Annotated in this window: 4 protein-coding genes; 1 reads left to right on the plus strand and 3 read right to left on the minus strand. The window is 48.2% G+C overall.

Going from position 1 to position 4396, the window contains the following annotated elements; translation table 11 throughout:
* Positions 1-174 precede the first annotated feature (174 nt).
* Both dnaX and AC3A8L_RS20210 read right to left on the minus strand, forming a co-directional pair.
* Complete coding sequence (gene dnaX, locus AC3A8L_RS20205) at positions 175-2091, minus strand: DNA polymerase III subunit gamma/tau (RefSeq protein WP_487964074.1); 1917 nt, start codon at positions 2089-2091, stop codon at positions 175-177.
* Between the two features lie 141 nt (positions 2092-2232).
* Positions 2233-3045, minus strand: coding sequence for a transposase (locus tag AC3A8L_RS20210; RefSeq protein ID WP_487964075.1), 813 nt, complete (start codon positions 3043-3045; stop codon positions 2233-2235).
* 238 nt (positions 3046-3283) lie between these two features.
* On the opposite strand from AC3A8L_RS20210, the gene AC3A8L_RS20215 reads away from it, so the two are divergent.
* Positions 3284-4132 carry an alpha/beta fold hydrolase gene (locus AC3A8L_RS20215; protein ID WP_487964076.1) on the plus strand — a complete coding sequence of 283 codons (849 nt, stop codon included), beginning with the start codon at positions 3284-3286 and terminating at the stop codon, positions 4130-4132.
* Here AC3A8L_RS20215 and AC3A8L_RS20220 read toward each other — a convergent pair.
* The coding region (locus tag AC3A8L_RS20220) for a PAAR domain-containing protein (RefSeq protein WP_487964077.1) at positions 4110-4396 on the minus strand (287 nt) is incomplete at its 5' end. The two genes, AC3A8L_RS20215 and AC3A8L_RS20220, sit on opposite strands and share 23 nt — an antisense overlap.

Here is a 4396-nt window from a genome sequence, read left to right on the forward strand (position 1 = left end):
CCCTTAGGGGCGTGCATGAAATAACTTCCCGTTTTTGAATTCCTGGGTGCACGCTTGCCTTCGTTAAAAATATTTGCAATAGCCGGCTATTACGCCCTATTTTCGCCTCGTCAAGCAAGCACCCAAAAACCCAAATTCCAACAACTTATTCAGTGCACGCCCCTTAGCTCTCTGTTAATGCACTATCACAGATTCAATATTCAATACGGCACTAAAATGAGCTTGTAAATCTTGCACAAAAGGTTCTTTTTGCATTTGAGAAATTGCATTTGCCAAGGCCTGTTGGCGTCTATTTTCAGCATCAATCGCAGGCGTCATCATATCTGAGGATATCGCGGCTAATTCAATATGCACTTTAACCGGTGACTGAAAGTAATCATTTAATAAATCATTGAAGCGCTGCTTGTGAGAATCGTCGAACAAAGCACCTTTGTTTTGATCCAGCCAGAAAAAGAAATGGCCATCCTCACAACTCACTAAAGCACAATTAGCCACGGTACTTTGCAGTACCCCCTTAACACCGAGACTATTGTAAACGGATAGCCAATGTTCAGGTTTAATGCTCAGCGGGTCCCGTGGCGCCGCAACTTCAACCACCGGCTGAATGGTTGTAGGCAATATAGGTTTAGTGGGCGGAGCAGAAATCTGAGAAGCCGGCCTTAAGCCCGATAAGCCAGGCGCATTTAATAGCGCCTCAAGGGACTTTTTTGCGGTATCAGCGACCTCGGTATGTTTTGGCGGCGCATTGTCTTGGGCTATCGGTGCTGGCTCGGCCTCCCAAGGTGGAGCCTCTTCAATCATCGGCGGCGCGATCATAGGATCAACGGCTTTATGCATAGCATCGATTGGAGGATTGGTCTCTGGGGTATTTGCCGGTGATAATCTATTTACCGCAGGCTCAGGTGCCCTGTCTGGGTCCGGTATATTAATTACAGGGGCCGCGACCTCTTGCGTCACAGCAACGCTGGACTCTTTACTCAAGGCCTTGGTTGGAACATCCGCAACACCCTGCGGCTTGAACGCCAACATTCGCAGCAGCGTCATCTCTAACCCAGAGCGAGGGTCTGGCGATAGGTGTAAATCGCGACGCCCAATAAGTGCTGTTTGGTAAAAAAGCTGAACATCTTCTGGCGGTAAAAGCTGGCATAATTCTAAAATAGTTTTGCGATCACCGTAGCTATTATCAAGAGCCTCAGGCATTGCTTGCGCAATGGCTAGGCGGTGCAAAAAGGTAATTAGCTCGCCAAGTGCACCGTAATAATCTGGTGCATGCTCAGAAAATTCGGCCACTGCCGTTAAAACTTCAGGACCACTGCCATTAATAAGAGCTCTAACAAGTTTCTCGATTAGCTTGTGGTCGATGGTCCCAAGCATCGCGATTACATCAGTATCTGAGACTTTCCCTCCGCCAAAGGCGATAGCTTGATCCGTTAAACTCAAGGCATCGCGCATACTGCCATCGGCCGAGCGCGCCAACTGCCACAAAGCCGCATCCTCGCAAGGAATGACTTCTTTACCCAAAACAAATTGCAGGTGACTCACAATCCGCTCTGGTGACATATTTTTTAAATTGAACTGCAAACAACGCGACAAGATAGTGACCGGCAATTTCTGCGGATCCGTTGTCGCCAACAAAAATTTTACATGTTCAGGCGGCTCTTCGAGTGTTTTGAGCAGTGCATTAAAGCTGTGGGTAGACAGCATGTGCACTTCATCGATGAGGTATATTTTATAGCGGCCGCGCGTTGGTGCGTATTGAACGTTATCCAATAGCTCGCGTGTATCTTCCACCCGCGTACGCGATGCTGCATCGACCTCGATAAGATCAATAAAGCGCCCTTCAGCAATTTCGAGACATGAAGGGCATTGACCACAAGGTTCAGAACTCACACCGGTTTCGCAGTTGAGACACTTGGCTAAAATACGTGCAATCGTCGTTTTACCAACACCACGCGTTCCCGTAAATAAATAAGCGTGATGCAAGCGATTGTGATCAAGCGCATTAATAAGCGCCTTCAAGACATGCTCTTGCCCCACCATTTCACGAAAAATACGCGGCCGCCACTTACGGGCCAATACTTGATAGCTCACTCGCTCACCCTAATGCGTACACAACGACAACGCACGGTTAAAAATTAGAAGTCAATACAACGGGGCATTATAGCGGAGTTAAGAAGGGGGTTATAGCGGAGCTTGAATATCGGGCAATGATCACTGCCCGATCTGAAGTTACTAGACTTTATTTGACCTTTCAGGTGCAGCCATCAGGGTCGGCTTTATCACCGGCATATTAGAGTCACGCACAACCGGAGCTGGTGACAAAACCGGTTCATCAAGAACCTCCTCACTTAAGTCTTCGGCATCTTTGCGGGGCCTCCCTCGCTTTAAGGGTCTCACACGCTGATTGGCGACTTGCTCAATCTTATCTTTAAATGCATCACCACCCAGTACATGACCCAGCTTAATCGTTTCGGCAATATACTGTGATAAGCGCTGATCGAAATCGTAGCGAAAAAGGCGTCGGTACTCTTGGCAGCGCTCGACGCGTGTATCGCCCAAAGCATCATAGAGGCGATGCTCCACAATCAACGGACTTTGCTCTAAACCCGCATGATGTCGAAAACTAGACCAAGGGTAATCGTTCAGCGAATCACAAAGGCCTCTGAACATGGGTTTAAGCTCAACATAGCGATAACAACTGAGCAAATAAGAGGCACTGTCAATCAAACTGGATTTATAGCGGCCGTCCCATAATGTCCCGGACCGTTTATAACGGTGATTAACATACTGCACATAGCGACGCCCCAAAGACTGCATCAATGACGAGACGCCATTAGCCATTTTAGGGGTTGCAACAATTTGAATCATATTGGGTAGCAAGACATAAGCGTGAACATTCACGTTATATTGCTCGGCGGCTGATTTTAAGCTTTGTAAATAAAACTCATAATCTTCATCATCGAAAAAACACGATAAACCGTTGTGCCCTACCTGGACAATATGCTGAGGGATATCCGCTATCTGTAAGCGGGGCAACCTAGGCATAACGCACTATTCTCCTTTTAGCTGAAACAGTGATGTGTATTGATAATCACAGCGAGGTGACGATTATTATTCAAACCCAAGCCAGCCTTAAATTCAACCACAAGCCGACGCCAAGATTCAAACGCTAACACGCCTTTTAGGGGCGGAACTTTAACTCAAAAAATGAACGACCGCATCCCCCTTCACGCGCTCATTTATCTGTTAGGATGCGTTTACGTCTCAAGTTCACACGAATCCCATGAAGATTTTGACACTATCGACCGCCCGCATCCCCTGCGCCGCACTTTGCCTTTTTATCATTACCGGGTGTAGTACGCTGAAGTGTAATCATTGCACGGTTGATCAACTCAGTGTCGACGGCTTTCCGCCATTATTTGCCTATAGTCAAAACACAAACCAAAACACAGGCTGGAGACACATTTATATTGAGGGTGACGGACGACCTTGGAAGCGCGGCCGCACCCAAAGTACCAACCCGACTAGCCGACAAAAATTGGCCCTAGGCCTAATGCTTATAGACTCACAAGACAGCGTATATTTAGAGCGTCCTTGCTACGGATTTAATAAAACACCACCAATACCATGTAGACCTCTTTGGTGGGCGAGCGCTCGATACAGCCAAGAAGTAGTGGCAGCGCTAGATTCGGCGCTGAACAAGATTCAGCGCCGACATGGAAAAAAACCGCTAGTCTTAATCGGTCATAGTGGTGGCGGGACTCTCGCGATGCTTATCGCCCAGATTCGAGATGATGTTGTTGGGGTAGTTACCGTGGCAGGCAACCTGGATCCAGACGCATGGACAGAGCATCATGGATATTTGCCCCTAAAAGACTCACTCAACCCAAGTAAGCACTCACCACTGCCTGGGTCGATGTTTCGCTGGCATTACGTCGGAACTAAAGATCGCAATATTCCTATGAAAATCACACAACTGGCGACTAAAAACGACACGTCCGCTAATATTATTGAAACAAATAACGACCATAACTGCTGCTGGCTTAAGCAATGGCCAGTAGTACTCGATGAATTGAAAACCCTAGAAAGCTCAGCGAACAAAGAAAGTTCTACCCCCCAATCAACACAGTAGGACAGCCCACTACAATCTTGCCACCATGTGCCGTACTATCCCCCATTCGGGCCGCCGGCTTTTTACAGATCATCACCGTTGTACTACCCATGACTATGACATCCGGTGGGCCCACACAGACACACATACTGCCGAGCGTGGCCGAAGGTAACTTACCGATCAATACCGTGGGGCCGCCGGGTGAGACGATGGGGCCGCCCACGTGGGGAACCGGGCCTGTCGTCATTGGGCAGACGTGCATGTCGGTAATGCGTGATGCGGGTT

The sequence above is a fragment of the Marinagarivorans sp. genome (genome assembly GCF_982758155.1).